The sequence below is a fragment of the Vibrio spartinae genome (assembly GCF_024347135.1).
Classification (GTDB): domain Bacteria; phylum Pseudomonadota; class Gammaproteobacteria; order Enterobacterales; family Vibrionaceae; genus Vibrio; species Vibrio spartinae.
This window is the reverse complement of record NZ_AP024907.1, coordinates 3,410,004-3,433,094: the sequence shown is the minus strand read 5'-3', so window position 1 is coordinate 3,433,094 and position 23,091 is coordinate 3,410,004. Positions and strand designations below refer to the sequence as shown.

At 43.4% G+C, this 23,091-nt stretch carries 20 protein-coding genes; 5 read left to right on the top strand and 15 right to left on the bottom strand.

Annotation, left to right across the window (positions count from 1 at the left end):
* Positions 1 to 69 precede the first annotated feature (69 nt).
* The 3 genes from OCU60_RS15435 to OCU60_RS15425 are packed head-to-tail and all read left to right on the top strand — an operon-like array spanning position 70 to position 3,130.
* Positions 70 to 942: a carbohydrate ABC transporter permease gene (locus OCU60_RS15435; RefSeq protein WP_074371476.1), complete on the top strand. Its 873-nt coding sequence runs from the start codon at positions 70 to 72 to the stop codon at positions 940 to 942.
* On the top strand, positions 942 to 1,760 hold the full coding sequence (locus OCU60_RS15430; RefSeq protein WP_072958094.1) for a carbohydrate ABC transporter permease: 819 nt from the start codon (positions 942 to 944) through the stop codon (positions 1,758 to 1,760). The genes OCU60_RS15435 and OCU60_RS15430 overlap by 1 nt, the downstream gene beginning before the upstream one ends.
* Before the next feature lie 23 nt (positions 1,761 to 1,783).
* Positions 1,784 to 3,130, top strand: coding sequence for a glycoside hydrolase family 28 protein (locus OCU60_RS15425; protein ID WP_074371475.1), 1,347 nt, complete (start codon positions 1,784 to 1,786; stop codon positions 3,128 to 3,130).
* 306 nt (positions 3,131 to 3,436) lie between these two features.
* On the opposite strand, the gene OCU60_RS15420 is transcribed toward OCU60_RS15425, so the two are convergent.
* Positions 3,437 to 4,585 (bottom strand): Gfo/Idh/MocA family protein, encoded by a 1,149-nt coding sequence (locus tag OCU60_RS15420; protein WP_074371474.1) that lies wholly within the window; start codon positions 4,583 to 4,585, stop codon positions 3,437 to 3,439.
* Positions 4,586 to 4,890: 305 nt separating this feature from the next.
* On the opposite strand from OCU60_RS15420, the gene OCU60_RS15415 reads away from it, so the two are divergent.
* Positions 4,891 to 5,766 carry a BadF/BadG/BcrA/BcrD ATPase family protein gene (locus OCU60_RS15415; protein WP_074371473.1) on the top strand — a complete coding sequence of 292 codons (876 nt, stop codon included), beginning with the start codon at positions 4,891 to 4,893 and terminating at the stop codon, positions 5,764 to 5,766.
* Between the two features lie 41 nt (positions 5,767 to 5,807).
* Entirely contained in the window at positions 5,808 to 6,947 is a 1,140-nt protein-coding gene (locus OCU60_RS15410; protein ID WP_074371472.1) for an ROK family transcriptional regulator, read from the top strand.
* A gap of 110 nt (positions 6,948 to 7,057) precedes the next feature.
* Here OCU60_RS15410 and OCU60_RS15405 read toward each other — a convergent pair whose 3' ends face one another.
* From OCU60_RS15405 to OCU60_RS15340, 14 genes are all read right to left on the bottom strand, one after another.
* Positions 7,058 to 7,582: a carbapenem self-resistance protein CarG family protein gene (locus OCU60_RS15405; protein ID WP_074371471.1), complete on the bottom strand. Its 525-nt coding sequence runs from the start codon at positions 7,580 to 7,582 to the stop codon at positions 7,058 to 7,060.
* Complete coding sequence (locus OCU60_RS15400) at positions 7,579 to 8,505, bottom strand: DMT family transporter (RefSeq protein WP_074371470.1); 927 nt, start codon at positions 8,503 to 8,505, stop codon at positions 7,579 to 7,581. Before OCU60_RS15400 ends, OCU60_RS15405 begins: the two co-directional genes overlap by 4 nt.
* A 33-nt stretch (positions 8,506 to 8,538) precedes the next feature.
* The gene (locus tag OCU60_RS15395) at positions 8,539 to 9,378 is read right to left on the bottom strand and encodes a formylglycine-generating enzyme family protein (protein WP_074371469.1); all 840 of its coding nucleotides are present in this window, start codon (positions 9,376 to 9,378) and stop codon (positions 8,539 to 8,541) included.
* Complete coding sequence (locus OCU60_RS15390) at positions 9,378 to 9,650, bottom strand: 2Fe-2S iron-sulfur cluster-binding protein (RefSeq protein WP_074371468.1); 273 nt, start codon at positions 9,648 to 9,650, stop codon at positions 9,378 to 9,380. Before OCU60_RS15390 ends, OCU60_RS15395 begins: the two co-directional genes overlap by 1 nt.
* A gap of 3 nt (positions 9,651 to 9,653) precedes the next feature.
* Positions 9,654 to 10,805 carry a proline dehydrogenase family protein gene (locus tag OCU60_RS15385; protein ID WP_074371467.1) on the bottom strand — a complete coding sequence of 384 codons (1,152 nt, stop codon included), beginning with the start codon at positions 10,803 to 10,805 and terminating at the stop codon, positions 9,654 to 9,656.
* A 76-nt stretch (positions 10,806 to 10,881) separates the two neighbouring features.
* Positions 10,882 to 11,715, bottom strand: a complete 834-nt coding sequence (locus OCU60_RS15380; protein WP_074371466.1) for a TauD/TfdA dioxygenase family protein — start codon at positions 11,713 to 11,715, stop codon at positions 10,882 to 10,884.
* A 5-nt stretch (positions 11,716 to 11,720) separates the two neighbouring features.
* Positions 11,721 to 12,488: an enoyl-CoA hydratase/isomerase family protein gene (locus tag OCU60_RS15375; RefSeq protein ID WP_074371465.1), complete on the bottom strand. Its 768-nt coding sequence runs from the start codon at positions 12,486 to 12,488 to the stop codon at positions 11,721 to 11,723.
* 4 nt (positions 12,489 to 12,492) lie between these two features.
* Positions 12,493 to 14,004: an asparagine synthase family protein gene (locus OCU60_RS15370; protein WP_074371464.1), complete on the bottom strand. Its 1,512-nt coding sequence runs from the start codon at positions 14,002 to 14,004 to the stop codon at positions 12,493 to 12,495.
* Between the two features lie 843 nt (positions 14,005 to 14,847).
* Entirely contained in the window at positions 14,848 to 15,477 is a 630-nt protein-coding gene (locus OCU60_RS15365; RefSeq protein WP_074371463.1) for a bifunctional 4-hydroxy-2-oxoglutarate aldolase/2-dehydro-3-deoxy-phosphogluconate aldolase, read from the bottom strand.
* Between the two features lie 9 nt (positions 15,478 to 15,486).
* Complete coding sequence (locus tag OCU60_RS15360; RefSeq protein WP_074371462.1) at positions 15,487 to 16,443, bottom strand: sugar kinase; 957 nt, start codon at positions 16,441 to 16,443, stop codon at positions 15,487 to 15,489.
* A 3-nt stretch (positions 16,444 to 16,446) separates the two neighbouring features.
* On the bottom strand, positions 16,447 to 17,859 hold the full coding sequence (uxaC, locus tag OCU60_RS15355; protein WP_074371461.1) for a glucuronate isomerase: 1,413 nt from the start codon (positions 17,857 to 17,859) through the stop codon (positions 16,447 to 16,449).
* Complete coding sequence (locus OCU60_RS15350; protein WP_074371460.1) at positions 17,859 to 19,334, bottom strand: mannitol dehydrogenase family protein; 1,476 nt, start codon at positions 19,332 to 19,334, stop codon at positions 17,859 to 17,861. Before OCU60_RS15350 ends, uxaC begins: the two co-directional genes overlap by 1 nt.
* 12 nt (positions 19,335 to 19,346) lie before the next feature.
* A complete protein-coding gene (locus OCU60_RS15345) occupies positions 19,347 to 21,722 on the bottom strand; it encodes a glycoside hydrolase family 31 protein (protein ID WP_074371459.1) in 2,376 nt (791 codons plus the stop codon).
* A 59-nt stretch (positions 21,723 to 21,781) separates the two neighbouring features.
* Positions 21,782 to 23,083, bottom strand: coding sequence for a TRAP transporter large permease (locus OCU60_RS15340; RefSeq protein WP_074371458.1), 1,302 nt, complete (start codon positions 23,081 to 23,083; stop codon positions 21,782 to 21,784).
* Between the last annotated feature and the right edge of the window lie 8 nt (positions 23,084 to 23,091).

The following is a 23,091-nucleotide window of genomic DNA, read 5'->3' as shown; positions in this document are numbered from 1 at the left end:
TTTATCTCAGTGAGGCCGTAAGCGCATGGCGCTTACGAGCCAGCCTCTTGTCGTACAGGGATTGTGCCCATGCTTAACCTTTCTATTACAAGAAATGCGCTCTATGTATTACCTTCATTGTTTATTTACTGCGTTTTTCTTTTATTCCCACTGATGACCTCACTGGGTGTTAGCGTGACGGAATGGGATGGCGGTAGCTATCCTGTGTTTGTCGGTCTGCAAAATTTCATCGGGATTTTCAATGATCCGAAATTTTGGATAGCGGTCGGCAACAATGTCAAACTGATGGGATTTTACACCGTGATACCGATTGGCTTGGGGTTGGTACTGTGTAGTTTTCTCAACGAATTGAAAAATAAAAAAGAGCTCACCATGATGAGAATTTTATTTTTCATGCCTTATATTATGCCGATGGCAGTATTGGGTGTGGTTTGGCGCTGGCTCTATAACCCAGCATTTGGACCGATTGATCAATTTTTTAGATATATTGGTATGCCGTCCATGGCCAAAGCCTGGCTTGGGGATTTTGATTGGGCACTTCCGGCAACTGGCTTTGTTGCGGTTTGGTATTTCTTCGGTTTTTGTCTGGTTCTTTTTATGTCGGGCATCCAACGTATGGATCCGTCAATTCACGAAGCATCAGAACTGGATGGTTCAACGCATTGGAAAAAATTCATTCGTATTACTTTACCAGCATTGCTGCCAGAAGTACGTGTTGCCTTGATTCTTACCGTTATTGCCAGTTTGAAAGCCTTTGATCTGATCTATGTAATGACCCAAGGTGGTCCGGGAACATCAACTTTAATTACGAATATGTATATGTACCAGCAGGGTTTTGATTTACACCATTTTGGTTATGCTTCTGCTGTTGCTTTAGTCAGTATGGCGATTGTATTTGCGGTAAATGGATTTCTGCATTTTGTGCTTAGGGAGCGACATTAATGACCTCGAATAACCCCATGCTATCTCGCATGTTACTGTGGTTTTTTGCCATTTTGACCATCGCACCGTTTTTATTGGTGTTATCGGCATCGTTTAAGTCTCAATCGGAAATGTTGCAAGGTTTTTTCTCTCTTCCAGAGCATTTTAGCTTTCAGAACTATGTGTCTGCATGGCAAGAAGGACACTTTAAAACATATTTTGTGAACTCGCTTTTGATCGTATTCCCGGTTGTGATTGCAAGTATGGCGCTTGGTACTTTGTCGGGGTTTGCATTCGCGTTTTTGAAGTTGCCCGGGAAGCCTTTTCTTGCTTTATTGCTTGCACTTGGCATGGTCTTGCCTTCTGAGGCATTTATGATTCCGCTGTATCATGAAATGCACTGGCTCGGACTAATAAATACCCGTTTAGCACTTATTTTGCCTCAGGTAGCACTTTCGATTCCGTTTAGTACTTTGATGATAGCGACTGCGTTTAATCAAGTACCGAAAGAGCTCATTGAAGCTTCAGTTATGGATAACACGCCACGATTTACGATTTTATGGAAAATTTTGTTGCCGGCTATTCGTCCGACCTTATTAACGTTGGGGCTGTTGCTATTCATCTGGACTTGGAATGAGTTCCTCATCCCGTTGGTATTAGTGAATAAGGAAGAATTGCGAACACTACCTATTGGTATGATGTTTTTCCAGAACAGGAATACGATAAACATCCCTGTTCTGATGGCTGGTGCAATGATTGTTATTCTTCCGCTTATTATTATCTTTTTGATATTCCAGCGAAAATTTATCAGTGGTGTCACTGAGGGTGCGGTGAAATAATCTAGGAAGCAAAGAGAATTATCATGTATACCAATCTTAATGATTTTCACCCCATTGCCGATGGACATAACCTAAATACTGACGTATTTCGACGGGCTATTGCAACGGTGAGCGCACAAGGTGGCGGTATCTTGTATGTACCACCAGGCCGCTATTTAAGTGGAAGTATTTGCCTAGAAAACAATGTGTTACTGTATTTGAGTGTTGGGGCGGAGTTAATTGCTTCTCCCAATTATAACGACTTTTCTGCGGGGGTAAGTGAAGTCGCCGCTGAAGGAAGTTACTACGGTTTTATCTTTGCCAAAGGCAAACAAAATGTTGGGCTTTTAGGGCAAGGTAAGATCAATGGTAACGCACCGGCTTATAACGCTGAAATAGCAGATGAACTTGGCTACCGTAAGCCAGATGCTGAAAGGCCTCGTACTGTTATTTTTGAAGAGTGTCGCGATGTGGTGATCGAGGACATCAGCATTATTGATTCGCCAATGTGGACATTGCATATGGTCTCATGTGAGTACGGACGGATTAGTAATGTGAAGGTGAAAAATAGCTTTAAATACACGAATACCGATGCGATTGACTTAGATGGTTGCCGCCATTTTATCGTGAGTGGCTGTCAGTTGCGCACTGCCGATGATGGCGTGTGCCTTAAAACCAGTCGTAAGGCTGCTCGAATGGATCAGGCATGCGAAGATATTTTAGTCGAAAATTGCTTGATTCACTCGCATAGCTCTGCGTTGAAAATAGGCACTGAAAGTTTCAATGATTTCAAAAATATCAAATTTAGCAACTGCATTATCAGTGACTCAAATCGAGGCTTAGCGTTGGTTTCTCGTGATGGTGGGGATATTCGAAATGTTAGCTTTGACAATATTTCAATCGAAACCAAGTTTACAGCGCCATGTCATTGGGGGAAAGCTGACTCTATTTATATCACTGCAAAAAGACGTCAAGCCGCTCGCCCTTGTGGCGTTATTAAACATATTACTATGTCTAATATTACGATTCGTTCAGAGGGCGCGATTAACCTCCATGCCGAGCAGGCAGGGCTGATTAAAGACATTCGTTTGTTTAATGTCAGTCAAGCTCAGCTTGGGCACCATCACCCTGATCGTGGCACTTATGACGTTCGTCCGCCATGTAACCCACATCAAAGTGATAATTCAGGGATGGACAATGCCTATACCATATTAGAAGGACAGACTCGTCCTTGGGGAGTTTGGCTCTACCCAAATGGATTACCAGCCGTGTTTGCTCATAACATCTGTAAGACGGAGATCAGGTTAGAGTCTTGCTATTTTACTCAGCAAGAAGGCTCAAATTGGAATCCGGAAAAAGTCGTCTTTGTTCACGATGGAGACACGACTTAATATGAGCATCTGGTGTTCAGTTAGTTACCAAGAGTCGTGAGCCCTTCTGTGACTTATCCCCATTAACGAATTCCTAACTTTATTCGTCATGCTTGTTGATATAGACATGCTTGTTGATATAGATAGGCCATATTTGCTCACGCTTTTTATCGCCTTTGATCACTTTGGTGTTGCGGGGGATGTCTATTTTTTGGGGTGTCGCCCAAATGTAAGGTTTGTGTATATAAAACAAAAGCCGCAGCTTAGTGCTGCGGCTTAATTTTGAACATGATTCCAGCTAACTGGAGGCCTGCTGACTATCAGTCGTTAGCGCCCAAGTGCTTTATCGAATTCAGCCCAACATTCTGTCATATCGATTACGGTTTTGTTTTTTCTTGCTTGGTCGATCATGATAGCCGTTAAGCCCGCTTCCAGAGCATCCACAACAGAAACTTTAAGAGGTGTACCATGCAGCATGTGATTGACGACTTCTTGTGCCATCAATTCATCTGAGCCGTAGTGACCATCATAAGCGGTGCCTTCGTACTGTTTGTCGGTTAAGCAGTTTGTGGTTCGAGCATCGTGGACTTTAAAAAAGTTACGGACAAAATCACCTTCTGCCATTCCGTCGGTACCGATCACGCAAAAACGACGGAACTCATCAGGGACATTTAAGTTGGCATGAAACGATAGTGTGGCACCGCCTTGGTATTCAATAATGGCATTTTGGTAGTCAATGATATCAGCATCGCTATCAAACACGGCGTCAGTGCTATTCCAGCCGCTGGGCTTAGTGTGGTACATCTCAGAATCGACGGTAACGGCTCCTGTCGGCGCATGTTCGGGCGTAAATGATTTTCTACCGCCGAAGCTGGCAACACGCACCGGACGCTCACCAACGAGCCCTTGGTAAAGGTCGATGTCATGACAGCATTTTTCTAAAATATAAGGTCCGGCGTATTTCTCCATTCTGCGCCAGTCTCGCATGAAAAAGGCACCATGGTGGGGAGGAATATGTTCGGTCGCTTCAATCGAGGTGATTTCGCCGAGTGTACCTTGCTCCTTCGCGATGATTAAATCCTGATATAACGGAGAATAGCGTAGTACCAGCCCCACAATAATTTTATTTTCACCGTATTCCTTCACCAGTTTGGCTAGCTGAAGGCTTTGTTCCTGATTGATGACCACCGGCTTTTCCGTAAACACGGTATAACCTGCTTGTAGACCAGCACGGATATGCTCAAGATGCATAAAGTTGGGGGTGCCCACCATCAGCAAATCAAAGCCTCCGGCACTTAGCATTGCGTCAAGGTTTTCATAAGACTGGCCGGGCTCTATGCCAAATTGGTGTAAATTTGGTAGTCCGGCTGGCGCCGGGTCGACATAACCTGTGATTGAAAAATCTGGGTCCGCTTTGTTCATGTCTCTAAGGACGTGAGAAAGGCGATGCCCTAATCCAATTATCCCTACTTTCATTTTTCCTCCCTGACCAGTTATGTTATGAGCCGAGCTCGGTTCTGGTAAGACAAATAGTATCAATAGATGAATGTTATTTAATCTATCTCATTTACTTCACAAAAAAAAGTAAATAAAGATTTTTAATAAGTTATTTTAGGTGTTAATTTAAATATATAAATATAAATCAATAAATTAGAGTTATTTTATTTTATTTAGTTTTTTTATATGAAATCTTTTTTGTTGATATTGGTGTTGTTTTTATCTATTTTGGCTAAAGGTTACAAATTGACCCATTTCAACCATGTATCAAGGGGAAACACAATTTGGATTGTCAATATTTTATCGGTGTGGATGGTGGCGGCACTAAATGTCGAGCTCGTTTAATGAATGTTGATGGTGAGATTCTCGCTGAATGTGCAGCGGGTTCAGCTAATATCTATTCTGCGTTTGATAAAGCATTCGAAACCGTAAGTCGTCTAATCGCTGATGTTTACTTACAGGCCAATTTGCCTTTTGAATCCTCGGCTTGTACTAGTGTGGTACTTGGCTTAGCGGGAGCCAACGTTGAGTCCTATCGTCAGTGTGTTCAAAAAGCGCTTAAAGGTTTTGCTCATATGAAAGTCGTATCTGATGCTGAAATTGCTTGTGTTGGCGGTCACTTAGGTGAGAGCGGTGCCGTGCTAATCACAGGTACAGGCAGTCAAGGTGTGAGATGGGATGGTACGCAATTTAGTCGAATCGGAGGCTGGGGGTTTAGTCTTGCCGATCAAGGATCCGGTGCGATTTTAGGACGCCGAGCGGTTCGGTGCGCACTACAAGCTCATGAGAATTTAATTGAACCGACAGCCCTAACTCGAAAAATAATGAGTCAATTTGACAACTCGCCAGAACAGATGCTTACTTGGTCAACCAACGCGACTCCAGCTGATTGGGGCCAGTTTTCGCCTACAATTTTTCACTACGCTGAACTTGGCGATGTGGTTGCAACACAACTTGTGCGAAAGACTGCAAGTGAAATAGATCAAATGCTGGACTATTTAACACATCAAGGTGAGAACGGAGCGACTTTGATGGGTGGGCTGGCTAAGCCGATTGTGCCATGGCTATCACCTCGTAATCAGGCTGTTCTCATCGATGCCAAAGGTGATGCGCTTGATGGTGCATTGATATTGTCGCGTTTGTCCTGTGAATACATATAATGCACGAACGCCGTAACCACTAGATAATTTTGAGTTTAATTATGCCGACACCACCGTCCATCACTACTCGTTTACTTCGTTTGATTGTTGAACATGCTTCAATCAGTCAGTCAGATTTAAAAGTGCGTAGTTCACTGAGTATGTCAGCTGTTTCCCAAGCGACGAATAAGCTATTGAACAAAGGCATTATTCGTGAGTTAGGATTACGTAAGGTCTCAATGGGGAGACCGAAAACGCTGTTGGGTATCAACCCCGATTTTACATGTGTGATTGGTGTTCAGCTTAATACAGAGCGTAATCTTATTGTGATGACTGACTTGGCCGGTACTTTGATTGGTGAGCAACAGATTTCAATAGGCAAGTTAACACCAAAGCAGCTTGGTGACGCGTTAGCTAAATTTATGAAATCGACTGCGTCACATAGACATATCGGTGCCATTGGCCTGGCTATATCAGGGGTTGTCGATCCTGATTCTGGCCGCTGTTTACGTTCATTTTTGCTTGATTGGAATAATGTCGATATTGCTTCGCAGTTGACTGAGCGTTTTTCGATTCCGGTATTTATTGAAAATGATGCCAATGCATTAGCGCTGGCTTCGGTCGTATTTGGCCAAATTGGGCAGTCCTCATCAGCAATTCTTGCCACTTTTGGTCAAGGCATCGGCGCGGGGATTATTATTAATCGCCAGTTGTATCGTGGTCGTCATGGTAATGCCGGTGAAATAGGAAATGGGTTGTTGGGCGATGGTTCTGAAAAAGAATTAGAAAGCGTGGCCTCGTCGCGGGCAATTTTGCAGTATTTGTTGAATCATGACCCAGATATTGATAAGCGAAATCCGCCACGTACTTTACAAGAGCTAGAGCTTAACCCGAGCCCGATGGCGATTGAAACTCTGACGAATGCAGGGCATCACCTCGGTGTGTCTTTGGCTAATTTATCCATTGCCTTTGACCCGGATATTGTTTATTTGACCACAGAGCCTCAAACGGTATCGCGTATTTTATTTGATCAAGTGCTTCAGAGCTTTCAAAAATACCGACTGCGTGTCACGCCTCAGGTGACGCCGCTTCATTTTCTCACTGAATCACGGATGTGGGCACAAGGTGCCGCCGGTTTTGCAGTTAATCGATTGTTGGATATGTTAGCTAGTGAGATAGATAATGAAAAACAGGTGAACTGATTTGTCGTTGTTGTCCAAATCGTTCCATATTATCCAAAAGTGAGAATCTTATCGGATGGCAATTCAAGTAAAAAACCTTGCTGCAAAGCAAGGTTTTTTTATGACGCCGGTTACTCAAAACATGTTTGGGGGCATTCACGGATTGCGACATCTGCTGACATATATTGATGTTGACTGACTTTTTCCGATGTTTGAGTCCAGCCGTATAGAGGAATGCCTGGGTGCTCTAGGTTTTTCTCTATTTGATAAATTTTGAATTTGAACTGTTGCTTTAAGTGAGGCGAGTCCCCGGATTTAACAGCAACAATCAGATAGACCTTCTTTGACGTTTTGATAAAGCCAAAACTTCTCACCAAGACATTTGAAACAGAGACATTAATACCAAATAGCGTAAATCGGTCACCTGCTGGTGTCGGTACAATCGAGTAGGTTGCATCGTTATTTTTGATATAAACCGAAAGCGTCGGGTCCGGATGAGATGTGTTGTTATCAAACCGCGAATAAAAAACAGCATCAAGAATGCCGTCTGAGTTTAAGTCTAAATGATTCAAGCCACTATTGAGTTCGAAAAAGGTCGCCGCAGGGTAAGCATAAAAAGGGTGTAATAACAGGACGAATAAATATAAATATCTCATTTGTTGATCGCCTCTTTTTTGGTTACCAAATGAGAGCGATTGATGAGATAGGTGTATAGGGTCGGGAGCGCTAATCCTGCAAACGAGATGATAATACCGATGATTTGGTATTGATCAGGGATGAAACCGGTAAAAATTGTAAATATAGTGGCGAAGACTGGAATTAAGTTGAAAAACAAAGAGGACTCAGTTGGCCCGATTTTTCTTACGGAGTGAACCCATAAGATGTGAGGAATACAGGTTGTGAATATCGCCATATATAGAATGAGTCCCCAAGTCTGAGTGTTTATTTCTGTCAATACACTGAACAAATTCAGCTGAAATGAGCTCAGCAAGACAATACAAATTGAACCAAAGAGCATCACAAGAAATGTTAACTGAAGTGGTTCTAGTTGAGATTTTATTTTCGTTGAAAAAATGGTATAGACACTCCACGACAGTGTGCCTGCAAAAATAATCAAATCGCCCTTAATCATAAATTGACTATCATCCAGTGGTGAACCAATCACTAAAACAACGCCAATCATACAGAGTAAAAGGGCGATAATGTGAGACAGATTAACTCGCTCTATATTAAAACGACTGGCAATAAATAAGGTCATCAAAGGAGAAAGAGATACAATCAGCGACGCATGAATAGGTGATGTGTCGTTGAGTCCGTAAAAAAGTCCCAGATTAAACCCCGCGATTCCGAGTATCCCCAGGAAAAAAAGGAAAACATAGTTTCTCAATGACAGTGGTGGTGTTGCTTGCTGTCTAAAAAGACAGACGCCTCCGAGAATGATGGTGCTCAACACGAAACGAATCGAGAGTAGTGCTAACGTATCCACCTGCTGCAGTGCGATTTTTATCACTACAAAATTGCTTCCCCATAGGATGACAGCAATCAGTACGCCAATATAATATTTGTAGGCATGATTCAAAATAGATTTCTCACCGTGTCCGTTGTAGGATGTTTAAGGCTGCGAGGCATATCTCACCAATCGAAAACCCAAGTCAGGTCTTTTATGACCGCGGGAATGGATATCACAATTCGCCAGAGAGCCATCACTGATGATAAAACTCCCACCACAGTAGAAGTAAAGGATGTTGTTGCCATCGAGATTAAAGACTTCCCCAGTCCATTCAGCGACATTACCAGACATATCGAATAGATTGAGTTCATTCGGTTTTTTCTGTCCGACAAGATAAGGCATTTCTTGCTGTGATAAATCATCAGTTGGAAACCAACCCACCGTATCTTTCTGATCTGAACCGGCAAACAATGTTCCATACGTCTGATTTTTTAATGCTTCTTGTCCACCTCGCGCTGCAATTTGCCACTCAAAAATACTGGGAAGACGATAGCCGGAAGCTGAGTCATCGACTGTGACGATCCCATCTTTGGGGCGTTCAAAAATAGGATGATTTGACTTGTCTAAATAATAAGGAGATAGATCATAATACCGACTGATCATATTTGAGAAAATAATGGCATCCCACCATGATACATTCGCTGTAGCTATATTTGACTCATCTTTATTTTTTTCTTTAATGATAGCACCCTTCATTAAATCATTTTGGATTGCCCAGTTTTTGACTTGGTCAAACAATGATCGTGTTACTTCATTTTGCATGATATAGAAAGACTTTATCGTCACATTTGTGTGTTTTTCATACGGCTGTTGACCAAAAACGTCACCCACGTAATAGTCTCCTGCCTGAACAAGTGATTCTTTTACTTTAGGTATATTATCAGTCGATGAAAAGACAGAAAAATTGATAAAATAAATACATAAAAATACAAAGTAACGCATTAACTAATAACCTCGATTTCAATTGGGGTCAGGGGCGTGGAACAACAAGCTAAAATATAGTTTTCTTTTATTTCTATTCGAGAAATACCACCAGAGTGGTCCATGTCGATTTGACCTTTTTTTAATAATACTTTACATCGGCCACAAAACCCTGCCCGGCAATTATAATGTAAGTCAATGCCATGTTTCAATGCGGCATCTAATATTGAATTTTTCTTATCAAGAGGAAACTCAACCGTTCTTTGGTTGATGATACATTTATTATTTTCCATTCTCTATCTCTTGTTATCTAATTGATCTAATTTTGAAGGCGGTTTTCTATGAAATAACCTGTTTTTAATCTCTTTTCTAATCGTTTCTTGCTCTTCAATAAAAGATTGTGTAGAAATTGAATTCTCTTCAATTCGCCGCAGTAGATAGGGAAGGGAGCTTTCCATCGGGCCATAGGGAACATATTTACTTGTTTTAAATCCATATTGTTGAAGACGAAGAGTTAAATGATCAGAAAGCCCATAAAGTTGACCAGACCAAGCATGAGAGAGTACAGAGTATTGGACTATTTTATCAATACTTTCATTATTATGTGTCGCAAAGAAAGGAGAAAAGTTTTTAATATTATTGGCAATAAATTCAATAGCAGATGAATAATTATTATCCGTTTCTTCCTTCGTTGAAAAAATAGGAAACTCAGTTATATCCGTACAATGTCTTCGCTCATCTTCCAAATAGGCTCCCCGAACTAATTTAATCCCTGCTTTGAAGTGATGTTGAATAGATTCTTGATAGCAATGCTGGAGAAATGTCAGTTTATCCTTAAGGTAGCATTGGATCGTTAAATAAATCACGGTTTGGGTGGTGTTGTATCGCTTCATCGATTGGATGACCAGTTCATCTACAGCGGGTTGAATCCAGGACTGTTCCGCATCGACCATAACTTTTACATGATGTTGAGATGCAAATTGAAAGATATCTTCATAACGTTGCTTGATTTGGTTCCAGTCATTGATTTCACTTGTCGAAAGGCATTGCTGTTGAGATATCTTTTGATAAATCAGACTAGAACCAATTGAAGAAGGCTTAATCACAACAAATGGGAGATGTTTATTATGGCTCGATAATTTGATCAATCTTATTGTATTATCGAGTGCAGCTTGGAATCCAGATGAGTGATCAATACCTTCGACAGCATAGTCGAGTAAACTCGCAGTTCCATCTCGGCTGAGTTTATCTGATGTGTGAATGGCTTCGTTGATATTTTCTCCACCAAAGTATATTTTATATATAATCTTGTGAAACTTCGATCGAACACCTTTAGTGATTAACCATTTAAATAATTTTACAAATATCATTCCAATGTATCTATTAGATAAAATAACAGATGAAAAATATTTAAATATCAATTCTAAGTTTGAGTGTCGATAATACATGAATGCCTCTCCATAGGATATTCATTATTATAAAAATAAGGCAAGTAACTATTACATATTACTTGCCTGTATTCTTTTAAGCAGATAATTCAGCTGGTTCTTTCGCTTCAGATGTTTGGCCACGATATAGACGTCGAACTATATTGTCATCCTGAAATTCTTCTCTTTCGTGAATCACTCTTCGGTTATCCATAATGAGAAGCTCATTACTTTTCCAATAATGCTTGTAATAATATCGGTCTTGCTTGTAGAACGCTTCAAGTTCTCTGAAGAACTTGTCATTTTCTTCCTGTGAAAAACCAACGATTCTGGATTCCCAGCTTGCTGGCTGGCCGTCATGGAATGGAAAATAGATCAGCATTTTTTTAATCCAGCCTAAATCTGTAAAAACTGGCACATCAAACCAATCTTCCGGGGAAACATCAGCGTAATACCCTTTTTCTAAAACACGCGCTTGGAATGTTTCATTTTCAAGTATATCTTTCAGATGACTCGGCATTTCTTGGTTTGCAAGAACATGATCGACAACAGTTGTCGCACCTCTGAATTTCATGTTTTCGATGGTGTTCGAATAAAGAAAAACATGGTCCACTGCCGTGAGTAATAATCCACCATCCGCATGGAGTGGTAATTGTCCACGACCGGTGACAATTTTTCCTTTCTCACCATCGAGTTTGAGTGTATCGACATAACCAAATCCAACCCCGATTCGCTCTTCCGAATACTCAACAATTTCACCATAAGTGGTATAAAAATCCCGGAAATCATTAGCATCAAGTTTAATGTCTTGAACAACCAAGAATCCTTTTTCTCTTAAGAGCTGTTTGATTTCTTCAGGTGTTGATTGCCTAAAGCCTTCTTCGGTCATCTGTGCACCAAAGCTGGTGCTCATGATTGGTTCATAATCCATTGGTTTTATACTCCTATTTCTGACGTTGTTTTTAATACTCGGTTAAAATGTTTCTGTGCATCTCCGGCACCAAACGAAAGTCGGTGAACTTCTTTCGATTCTTTTCTCGCGGTTTCCAAAAGCTCAAAGTAGCCATGATTCATTACTTTTTTCGTCGATTGGAAAGATGGCGTTGGGTAAGTCGACAATTTTTGTGCTTCGCTTATCGCGGTTGATAAAAGTTGTTCTGGTTGTGTCATTGCATCAGCGAGGTGAAGCTGAGTCGCTTCGATTGCATCCAACTCATCACAACTGTAAACAATAGACTTCATCGCGTTATAGCCAATGCAGTGTGATAGTATTTGAGCGCCCAAAGAACAACCAATCCCGTGTTTTAATTCAGGCATAATGAATTTACCGGTGGATGATATAATCCGGGTATCAAACATCATGGCGAATTGAAATCCCATCCCAATTGCATACCCATCGATTGCTGCAACCGTTGGTTTTTTGACATTGAGTACGGTTTGATACAAGTCAATCACTCTATCTATCCAGCGATCAACTTCAGCCCCGCCTTTTAGATTGCGGACTTCATTAAAGTCACCGCCGGCGCTGAAAGAACGATGATCACCACCATGAACTACGATAGCACTGACATTGGTATCATGATCTGCTTCAACTAAAGCGGCTTTCACTGCATCTTCAAGCGCTTCACTAAATGGGTTATGAATACTTTTATGATTGAGTGTAATCACTCTGACAGAATTGATATCAGATGTTTTAATTGTCATGATATTACTCCGTAATTATTTTTTTAATTTCATCTAAGTTGTAATCATGAATATTGATTCGGCCTAATATTAATGACTGATACATCTTGTAAGTAAATAAATTCTTCTCATAGTAATTATTAACATTCACACCGAGTGTATTGGCAAACGATTGGTTAACAGCCGATCCCTCATGGATGCCGATTTTTTTTCGCCAAACGATTTCATCGGGTAATTTTTTGAATGAATCAACATATTTTCTGAGAATATATTTATTTTCATTGTCTCTGATTTTTAATTTGTGATTCATGTTTTCACACAATGACATTAACCGTCTTGTCCAGAAAGGATGTCTGATATCAATGCCGAGTTCACGAGGGCCAAGCGTTGAGAATTCAGAAGTCCACTGTGTTCTATAGACTAATTGGCTCAACTCTTGGTTTGGATCATGCTGACTACTCGGGTTAATTACACCACCAAACAATAAATCTGAACCATAACCAGTCAATAGCAGTTCTGAGTTTTTATTTGCCATTTTGTAGACATTAAATAAACCAGATTGAATTTCTGCAGAGAGCCCGTCAAAAATTTCATTGTAGTAAATAGATTCAATGACACCATTGATAATATCTTTCTCATCTAATATTTTATTTTCATGGTGGGTATGTAGACACTCGGAAACGATTTCTGCATATGGAAATTCATTGAAGGACTCTGTACCAATTGAATAGGTATAAATATTGTCAAACTGCTCACTTGCTAAGAGCGTAACAAGACTGGAATCAAGTCCGCCAGAAAGAGGGATGCCGACCTTTTTATACTTGTTGTACGAATCACTGATCGGTGATTGTATGTATTTATCAATGATTTGAAGAAGTAGATCTTCATCAAAATTTGTTTCACAATGATTGCTACAAAAAAGTAGATCTGAAACTTTATTATAAAAGTATCCTTTGCGATCAAAAGATATTTCATTGATACTGGCAGGTTTTAGTTTAATCGCATTATGAATCGGAGAATAGTTATTTTGTCTTGGTCCATCGACACAAACTAAGTTCGGGTTTTTGAAATGAATAGCTTTATCGCCCTCAACACTTGCAAATACTTTTAGGTTGTTTGTAATCCATAATGAATGATTATCGTGAGATGAAATAATACTTACAGGATTCATTCCAAATGGGTTAGTAATTACTTGGTACGTTGAGTTTTTATTCTCTATAATGACACAGAAATCGCCCTCAAGTAAAGACAACGATTGAATACCTAATTGCTTTATCATGATCATGATGATATGAGCAGGTTCTGCATTGTTCGCATTTGAACACAAGTTTGATATAAGTTCATTAATAAAATCTAAATTATGTATATCGCCAATCAAATGAATAGTATTTTCTTCATTGTACTGGCTGTACTTGTCTTTTTTTCCTACACACAATATTCCATCAGAGATAGGTATTACATTGCAATTAAAAGATGTTTCTATTCTATTTTCTATATTTGTTCCGGGTTTTTTGATTAAAGAAAATCCTGTTTCCATGGAAACCTCTATTGAATTTAATTGGTTTTTAATGATTCCTTTGTGGCGGATAATCTAAACAACATTAATTTTTTGTCAATGTTGTTAAATATTAAAGTGCTATATAGATCACACTATTAATAAATCATTAACAAAATTAAAACAGATTAAATTTTGCAACTAATTTTAAATTATTATCATGAATTTAATAATTATTAAAACTATTTTTTTATCTGATTGAATAACAATATTAATTAGATATCTATATATTTTTGTTGGTTGATTTGTGTTTATATCTATATGATTTTTAAGGATTTTTTAATTGTAAATATATTATTTGTTTTGTTACATTTTGTTTAATTTTCTGTTTGGTCACTCTATGTTTATGAATTATGGTTATTAATTATTAAATAGATTTTATTGTGTTTTTTGATGATATTTAAATTGGTTTTTATCAATTGTTTAATTATTCGAGTTGTCAGTATTTGATTAATTTTATTACTCATTGACTGAGTTATTGTATATAGCAATAGAAATTGACTAAAAAAATGAGTCGCTACTGTTTTGTTGTGAGATGATCATTTGGTTACGAAATAACCATGTGCTGTGCTCATCTCTGCATGAGGAAATAATTGATAGTCAGGGGGCTGAAAAATTAAGGCATGTGAGAGAGAAGTGCGACGTCGATGACGGTTGAGTTCTTTTTATACAGGGATAGCGATACAGGGCTCGCTATACAGGGAAAGTCCCGGTATTCGACGGTAATGAAGCGTATGAATTACCACATTCATTGTGATTGGTCGTGGTGAAAAAAGCCTTGTTCACAAGGCTTTTTCGGTTGTTATTGCGAGGGAGCGTCAGGTCTTAGTCTTGAATCAAAGCGACGGCTTCACGAGTGAGACGGGCGAGTTCTTCCCAGTCGCCATTTTCAATCAGTGATTTTTCGACCATCCAAGTTCCGCCACAGCCAATCACGCGAGGGATATCGAGGTAATCTTTGACGTTGGATGGCTTAATCCCGCCGGTCGGCATCAGCTCCAGACTGGTATATGGGGCAAGCAAAGATTTAACCATACTGATACCGCCCGATGGTTCTGCCGGGAAGAATTTCATGGTGGTGATGCCCATTTCAAGCGCGGCTTCAACGACACTCGGATTGTTGATGCCCGGAATGATTTCAATTCCCAGCTCTTGGCAGGCTCGGACCGTATTGGGGTTAAAACCGGGAGAAACAATAAATGTCGCACCTGCTTCTTTGGCGGCAATGACCTGATCCCGGTTAAGCACTGTGCCTGCCCCGATAAGCATGTCCGGTTGTGATTCACGCAGCAGGCGAATGGCTTGCGCGGCTGCGTCAGAACGGAAGGTGATTTCTGCTGCGGGCAGGCCGTTTTCAACTAATACTTTACCCAGAGGAATAATGTCCTCGGCTTTGTCGATCGCAATCACAGGAATGATTTTGATTGCTTTGATTTGCTGTTTAATGTCAGACATGGTTGTTCCTTATTGAGAGAGTAGCGCAGCCTGAGTATAGATAGGATCGATAATCGCACCGCGATGTTGAATGACTGTCCCCGCGAGTTGATTGCCGCGTTGGCACGATTCAATCAGTCCGTATCCGGCTAAGTAGGCAGACAAAAAACCGCCATTGAATGAGTCACCGGCCGAGGTGGTATCAATGACCTGTGCAACCGGCGTGGTGGCCACGGTGTGAGCCGATGTGTCATCCCCTTGGACGAGACATCCATCTGCCCCAATTTTAACCACGCAGTGCTGCACCCCAAGCTTTTTCAAGCGATTCAGCGTGTGTGTCGGTGTGGGATCGCCCCACAGTTGCTGTTCGTCATCAAACGTCACCAAGGCTAAACCGGTGAGCCGATACATGGCCTCATAGATGGTTTTCACGGTGACATGATGATCATCGGGCCAAAGTGCCGGGCGGAAATTGCTGTCAAATGCGATTTCTACGCCTTGTTGACGCAGTTTCGCCAACAGGTTCAGTAATTCCATCCGATCTTGCTCAGGCAAAATGGCGAGGGTAATACCGCTGAGGAAGACCATATCGACATCGGTCAGCGCCGTTTTGATCTGGTCAATATCCGGATGTTGCATCAAATAGCGCGCTGCCGATTGATTCCGCCAGTACAAGAATGTGCGTTCACCCTGCTCATCGAGCTGGATTAAATACAGCCCCGGGGAGCGTTGTTCATCACACAATACCAATTCGGTATCGAGTCCTTCTTGTTGCCAACGCGAGATCATACCTTGGCTAAGCGGATCGCGACCCAAAGCCGTAACGTAGGAGACTTGAATCCTCTCCGGTTCAACATTGGCAGCGCAACCCCGGCAAAGATAAACGGCTGCGTTGAGGGTATCACCGCCAAAAGTTTGTTGCATCGGGCCGAACGGTTTGCCATTCAACTCAATCATACATTCACCGATAATGGCGATATGTTTCATCCGTTAGCCCCTCGCCTCAAAATAGCGTTTCGCATTGCCAAAACAGATATTTTCAACCATCGGACCGAGCAAGGAGAAGTCATTCGGCATTTCACCGTTTTCAACCCAGCGCCCTAGCATATTGCACAGAATCCGGCGGAAATACTCGTGACGGGTGTAAGAGAGAAAGCTACGAGAGTCGGTCAGCATTCCGACGAACTGGCTGAGTAGACCAAGCTGTGACAGTTGCTCGATTTGGCGCTGCATCCCGTCTTTCTGATCGTTAAACCACCATCCAGACCCAAACTGAACTTTGCCAGCGATTCCGCCTCCCTGGAAGTTACCGATCATGGTTGCCATCATTTCGTTATCTCTGGGGTTGAGGCAATACAAAATGGTCCGAGGTAAAGCATCCGTTTTATCCATCTCATCTAAAAGATGAGCCAGTTCAAAGGCAAACGGCCGATCACCAATCGAGTCGAAACCTGTATCCGGGCCGAGTTGTGCGAACATGCGGCTGTTATTGTTACGCTGGGCGCCAATGTGGAGCTGCATCACCCAGCCAAGTTTGGCATAGCGTTGACCAAGCCAGACTTGTACCGCAGTTGAAAACTGAGCGCATTCCAGTTCAGAGAGCATCTCGCCATTGCAACGACGCGTCAGCAGGGCATCGAGGGTTTTTTCATCCGGAATGGGCGCATAGCGGACAATTTCGATCCCATGGTCTGCTGCGCGACAACCGTGTGCATCGAAATGGGCCAGACGCTTATCGAGTACACTCAATAAATCACTGAAGCGCTGAACATTGATATCAGCGACTTCGCCCAGCTTCTGTATATAGTCAGAAAAACCATCGAGTTCAATTTTGAATACTTTGTCCGGGCGCCAGCTTGGGAGGACAGCAATGTCGAAATTGTCATCCTGAGCGATGGCTTGGTGGTGTTCGAGCGAATCAATCGGATCATCGGTGGTCCCGGCCATGACGACGTTCATTTGTTGCATGATCCCCCGGGCCGAGTAGTCGGGTGTGGCTAATAATGCTTTGCATTGCTCCCAGATAGCATCAGCCGTTTGTGGCCCCAACAAGGTCTTGGTGATACCGAACGGGCGACGCAGTTCGAGGTGGGTCCAGTGATACAGAGGATTACCTAACGTTTGTGGTACCGTGTGTGCCCAAGCGAGATACTTGTCGTAGTCGCTGGCGTCACCGGTAATCTGGTGCTCAGATACACCCGCTGAGCGCATGGCTCGCCATTTGTAGTGATCTCCCGCCAGCCAGATTTGAGTCAGGTTTTCAAAGTGACGGTCATTGGCGATATCTGCCGGACTCAGGTGACAGTGATAATCATAGATGGGTTGATGACAGGCATATTCGTGGTACAGACGACGTGCTGTTTCCGTCTCAAGTAAAAAGTCTTCATCCATAAAGTTTTTCATTATTTTTCTCCTGACAGCGCGGCGACTGTTGCGCGGGCGCCGTTATCCAATAACGATTGATAGGCACGGCTGACAGCCTCAATCACTTGTGGGTTTTGGCCCAGTTCACGAGAGAAAATCGCTTCTACGCCGAGTAATGCCGGCACAACCGAGACATTGAGACCGTGTTGATCACAGATATCGCGCAGCAGTTTTGCCATCGGATCGCGCACATCAATCTCATTGCCGGCTTCATCGACACCAGAGACATAACGCATCCAGCCGGCAATTCCGGTCGCAATCCACGAAAAATCACTGCCATGCGTCAGATGATAGCTCAGGCTGCGCCCCATCCGTTGTGGTATTTTCTGACTGCCGTCCATCGCGATTTGCCATGTCCGATGCTTCAAGCTTGGGTTGGTGAAACGTTCAATCAATTGAGTGGCATAGGCGTGTAGATCCGTTCCTTCCGGCATATTGAGTGAGGGAGCCTGCGCTTTCATCATCATATCGAAAGCTGCTTGACGATAGCCCGCATCAGTCATGGTATCAGAGATATGCTCATAGCCACCGAGGTAGCCTAGGTAAGCGAGAAACGAGTGACTTCCGTTAAGCATTCTCAGTTTCATTTCTTCGTAGGGGACGACGTCGTCGACAAACTCTGCACCAGCGACGTCCCATTCGGGACGTCCGGCGACGAAATTATCTTCAATAACCCATTGTCTGAACGGTTCACAGGCAATTGCACATGGATCGTGGCAACCCAGTAAGGTTGCAATCTCGTCGAGTGTATCAGGCGTGGCTGCCGGTACAATGCGATCGACCATGGTACAAGGAAAAGTGACATGATTTTCAATCCAGAGACGAAGTTGTGGATCAAGTTGCTGAGCAAATTCAAGTACCGCTGCTCTGGCGACATGCCCGTTTTCTTGAATGTTATCGCACGACATGACCGTAAAGGGTTGTAATCCGAGGTCACGACGTTGTTTTAACGCTTCAACGATATAACCCAGCGCTGATTTCGGGGCGTGTGGTGTTTGTAGATCTTGCTGAATGAAAGGATTATCCAGATCGAGCTGACCGGTTGCCGGATCGACACAGTAACCTTTTTCGGTGATCGTCATCGAGACGATTGCCACTTGAGGGGCCACCATTTTCTCCAGAACAGCTTGAATGTTATCCAGTTCAGGATGGCATGACTCTGTCACTGCCCCAATCACTTTGACGGCCGTTTCCTGGGCGCCTTTTTCGGCCACGGTGTAGCGGTGATCCTGATGCCGCAGTGCGGTGATCAAGTCTTCTCCGCTAAATAGACTCACTTCGCAGATCCCCCAGTCACTGGCGGTTTTTTGTAAAGTTTCATCGGTAAAGAGTGCCTGATGTGCGCGGTGGAATGCGCCGAATCCTAAGTGAACGATTCTGGTGACCAGACGGCTTCGATCATATTCTGGTAAAGATACGCCAGAATTCAGTTGTGTATTTGCAATCGTATTCATGTTGCTCTCTTCTCAGATTGAAATGCGATGATGCTTTTCGGCCGGTTGACCGTTGACGATGAGTTGGCGGTTTTCTGTCATCGGGAGTCGAATCTCGACGCAATTGTAATCGGGGTTAAAGTCACCAGATGTCGAGACAGAGACCTGAACTGTTTTGGCATCGCTCGTGACAGCCAGAGACAGTTCTAAATAGTGCCCGTCCTGATAGGCATAACTTTCACCATCATCATCAAAAATGGTTTGGGAAAAATGATGGTTGCCCTGAGCCGGGAAGATCAGCATGACACGTTGGTTGTCATGCTGCGTGTTGGGGACGCCAGCTTCCGGATTGAGTGGTAATGCACAGCCAGCTTTAACAAGGAGCGGCAGGGTTTCTAATGCGGCTGGTCGCGTGATGGTTTGACCGGCACTAAACCATTGGTGAGTATAGAAGTCATACCATCCCACGGTATTCTCCGGGAGATAAACATCGCGCTGACGTTGATCCGGTTCAACCACCGAAGCAACCAGCAGTGACTGGCCGAGCATGAAGTCATCATTTTCCGACCAAGTGTTGGCATCATGCTCATGATCGAGGAATGTCGGACGGAGCATCGGTTCATGGGCATGGTGGGCCAGCCAAAGCGCATCATAGAGATAAGGCATCAATTGGTAACGCAGCGCGATCGCTTTGCGAATAATCGGTGTGACTTCGGGATACATCCACGGCTCATTGACCGTCCCATCGTCGTTCCATGAATGAATGGTAAAACGTGGGTGCATTACGCCGTTTTGAACCCAGCGAACAAAGAGTTCCGGATCGGGCTTATCTCCGGAGAATCCCCCGACATCATGCCCGAGGTTGTACAACCCCGATAAACTCATGCCCAAGCCCATTTTGATGTTGTACTTCAGGCTGGTCCAATTGGTTCGGTTGTCACCACTCCAAGTCTGCACGTATCGGTTCATGCCGGGACAGCCGGAACGGGAAATGAGGTAAGGCCGCAATTGTGGTGCGAATTCTCGTTGCGCGTGGTAAGACGCTTTCATCATCAGGAGTGGCTGTAATGGTCTGATTAAGCCAACAGGAATAGGGCTGCCGAATCCGTAACAGCGCGCATCGCGATCCCATATTTCGTATTCATTATTGTCGTTCCAGGTCGCGTCGATACCTTTTTCAAGCAGTTGTGTAGTGACATTACTTTGCCACCAGTCCACCGTTTTCGGATTGGTAAAATCGAGGTGTGAGCCGTCGGCATCCCAGAAGACTGAGATTTCCGGGGTATCGCTTTCTGAATCCTGAATAAACAGCCCCTGTTGTTTGACGGTCTGATACATGGGGTGATCATGCAGCAAACAGGGTTTGATATTGGCTGCGAGCTTCAAACCATGCTGGTGGAAATGGTCTGACATGGCCGTCGGATTGGGCACTTTGTCGTGATTCCAGTTAAACACATAACGTTTATCGCCAATCGAGGTATAACCGGATGAGAGTTGGAAAGAGTCGCACGGGATTTGATGCGCTTCGCACTGATCCACGAAACTCTCCAGCAGTTCTTGTGCATTGGGTTCATCGGTATAACGCATCGTTGAACCGCTATAACCTAAACTCCATTTCGGGCCGAAGATTGTCCCGCCGGTTAATTTGACGAACGCGCGAGTCACATCAATCACTTGAGGACCAAGAATAAAATAGAAATCCAGATCGCCATCTTCAGCGCGATAACTGCGATATTTGATGTGATAGTTGTCGAGCTCATTCCCCAAGTCGAACCAGCAACTGGCGAGGTTATCGTAGAACAACCCATAACTGACATTGTCTGGGGTTCGGGTAATGTAGAACGGGATATGTTTATAGAGCGGGTCGGTTGAGCTGGCATTGTATCCCATGGCATCCAGATTGCGCATTTCAAAGCGACGGCCTTCACGATTGAGGTTGCCGGTCTTTTCTCCGAGACCAAAGTAATGCTCGTTATCACCCCGATGCATGAAGTGTGCGACCCCTTCCGAACTTGTGGCAAGTTGAATCGCCCCGGTTTTACGATCATGGGCGAGGGGATGCCAGTCGCCTTGAGAGCGGTGATGCCAGTGCAGTTGCAGAGGTTGTGTGATTGTCAGCTTAAGGCGCTCAGTGGCGATTTCAACCTCATCATCATTGTGCTTTAACTGATAATCGGGCAGCGAATAGCCTTGTGTTGAGGTTCTTGCCCGGCCATGCCAGTCGATATCATCGGCTGACGGTGAAACCGTCCAGGTTCTGTCGAGGCGTAAGCTTTCGTTTTTCTTGACTAATACACGGAAGATGTCTTGTTCGAGGATAAAAATATGTAGTGTATGTTTCGCATCACAGCGAAGAATCACTTCGTTACCCCGAGCCGAATCCCATTGCCAATGTTTTAATGTTTTCATGATTGAGTCCTTACATTGGGGCGTACTGAGCGGACACCCCTTTATGCATACAAGCGAGATTAATAGCCGAGGAAGGCTTGAGGCAGCGCTAAGCTGACTTCCGGAATATAGGTGACCAGCATCAGTGCGAGAACTAAGACTGCATAGAAAGGCAGTAACGGTTTGATGACTTTATCGATTTTCACTTTACCCACGGAGCAACCGATGAATAGTGCGCTACCGACTGGCGGTGTGCAGATACCGATACAGAGGTTAAAAGTCATCATGATCCCGAAGTGCACCGGATCCATGCCGAGATCCATCGCAATCGGCAGAAAGATCGGTGTGAAAATCAACAGGGCCGGCGTCATATCCATAAAGATCCCCACGATTAACAGAATCAGGTTAATGATGAGGAGCACGACCAGCGGATTTTCTGATACATTCATCAACGCATCACTGATCATGTAAGGGATATCAGCATTGGCCATCGCCCAAGACATCCCCATCGATGCACCGATCAGCAACAGCACAATCGACGTTGTAATGACTGACTCTAAAATAATCCCGGGTAACTGTCTTAAGGTGACTTCACGATAGAACACCACGGCCAGCATCAGTGTATAAACCACAGCAATAGCAGAGGCTTCAGTCGCGGTAAAAATTCCCCCGATAATACCGCCCATGATGATGATGATCAGACTAAGGCTGGGTAATGCATCTAATGTTCTTTGCAGCACGATTTGCCCTGTGGGTTTTTCGGATAAGGGGTAGTGCCGTTTTTTGGCAATAATCGCAGCGACAACCATTAAGCTTAATCCCATGAGCAGGCCAGGGATATAACCCGCGAGGAACAGCGCCCCAATCGATGTTCCGCCAGAAATTAATGAGTAGACAATAAAAGTGTTACTGGGCGGAATCAGCAATCCGGTCGGGCAAGAGGTAATGTTGACTGCCGCAGAATATGCCGGATCATAACCCTCTTTCTTTTGCAGGGGAGCCATCGTACCACCCACCGCTGCTGCGGACGCAACGGCTGAGCCTGAAATCGAACCAAACATCATATTCGCGAGTACATTGACGTGCGCTAATGAGCCGGGTAACTGACCGCCCAACACTTTGGCAAAATTAATCAACCGCAGGGCGATACCACCCTGATTCATGATATTCCCCGCAAGAATAAAGAAGGGAATCGCTAACAGAGAAAAGCTATCCAGACCTGAGGCCAGTTTTTGTGAGATGACCGCAATGGCGGCATCAAAAGGGAGTGAAAGCATCACCGTTAACAGGGATGAGATTGCAATACCAAATGAGATGGGTACGCCTAATCCTAAGAAAATAAAGAAGGTGCCAAACAAAACAATAATAATTTGCCAATCCATGAGTCGGT